Below are 1,684 nucleotides of genomic sequence, written 5' to 3'. Positions count from 1 at the left end.
TGATATACTCCCCTTATAGTGGACAGTGAAAAAACAAAAATTTTCACTAGAAACTATAAAGGGAGTTTTATTATGTCCAAAAGAAGTCCAAAGTCTGTCTCTGAGAAACTAGAAATTGTTTTACTCCACTTGGAAGCTGGGAAATCACTTAGCTGGTTAGCTAGGCACCATGGTGTGTTTAAAGACACCCTATCGAACTGGGTTCGGAAGTACAAAGAAACTGGTATTGAGGGGCTAGAGGAAAGCCGTCGCTGGATGAAGTATAGTAAGGAACTAAAGGAACAAGCTGTTTCCGACTATCTTGATGGTTTGGGAAGTCTCAAAGCTCTGACCAAAAAATATGGAATTTCTGACCCTCGTGTTCTCAGATCATGGATAAAAAGTTATACTAGTGGTAAAGAATTGAAAGCTACTAGTAGAGGAATGAGTCGCATGAAACAAGGACGCAAGACAACATTTGACGAACGGGTTGAGATTGTCAATTTTACCCTTGCCCACGAGAAAGATTACCAAGGGGCTGTTGAGAAGTATGGGGTTTCCTACCAACAGGTCTATTCGTGGGTCAGAAAGTTTGAGAAGGACGGTTCTAACGGCCTCCTCGACCGTCGTGGAAAAGGTTTGGAAAGCAAGCCTAATCTGACTTCGGAAGAAGAGTTACGCCTAAAAATCAAGCAACAGGAAGAACGGATTAAGTATCTTGAAATGGAGAACGGCCTGCTAAAAAAGTTAGAAGAAATCAAGCGACGAAACCAATGGTAAGACTAGGTCGCCACCTGGAATCCTTCCAAGCGATTAAAGAATATGCGGATGAACAGGAAGAGGCTTCTATCAGCCACTTGTGCCGTATTCTAAAGGTATCTCGCTCAGGCTACTATAAGTGGTTACAACATCAGGAAACAGCTTCTGAACAGGAAAATTTAGGATTGATGAATGTCATCAAGGACCTTCATAGCCAACATAATGGTATTCTTGGTTATCGTCGTATGACGCTATTTGTCAATCGCAAGCTTGGAACAAGCTACAACAAGAAACGGATTCGACGATTGATGCACATTTTAGGCATTCGTTCCATTATCAGAAGAGCTAAGGGCTACTGTACCAAGACCAGCTTTGTCAATGTAGAAGACAACATTCTCAATCGTGATTTTACAGCTACTGCCCCCAACCAGAAATGGTGTACAGATGTGACTTTCTTGAAGTACGGTCTCAGTTGTAAGGCCTATTTGAGTGCTATTAAGGACCTCTACGACGGCTCAATTGTCGCTTATGTGGTCGGTCAGTTGAATGATAATGAATTGGTATTAGAAACACTTCGTAAGGCCCGAAAAGTTAATACTGAAGCGACACCATTGATTCACAGCGACCGAGGTTCACAATATACTTCGAAAGATTATTACCGTTTAACGACCAAGTATCAGATGACCCGCTCCATGTCTCGTGTTGGTAAGTGTATTGATAACGCACCAATTGAGAGCTTCTTTGGGCACTTTAAGACGGAGTGCTATGATTTGAAGAAGTATAAGACTTTTGAGGAGCTGGTGTCAGATATTGATGCCTACATCTATTTTTATAATCATCAACGATTTCAAGAACGCAACAACGGCCTTGCCCCTCTTGAAATGAGGAACAAGGCCGTCGCCTAATCTTTTATTATTTCATTGTCCACTTGACAGGGAGCAGTTCA

1 protein-coding gene is annotated in these 1,684 nt (G+C 41.9%); it reads left to right on the top strand.

What is annotated here, in order from left to right:
* The first annotated feature begins 72 nt into the window (after positions 1 to 72).
* A protein-coding gene (locus tag C1G57_RS11005) for an IS3 family transposase (RefSeq protein WP_105114925.1) occupies positions 73 to 1,643 on the top strand; the annotation gives its coding sequence in 2 pieces (ribosomal slippage) (positions 73 to 718 and positions 718 to 1,643; 1,572 coding nt in all).
* Positions 1,644 to 1,684 lie beyond the last annotated feature (41 nt).

The sequence above is a fragment of the Streptococcus suis genome, from assembly GCF_002960425.1.
Lineage (GTDB): Bacteria > Bacillota > Bacilli > Lactobacillales > Streptococcaceae > Streptococcus > Streptococcus suis_S.
This window is presented reverse-complemented; position numbering and strand designations above follow the sequence as displayed.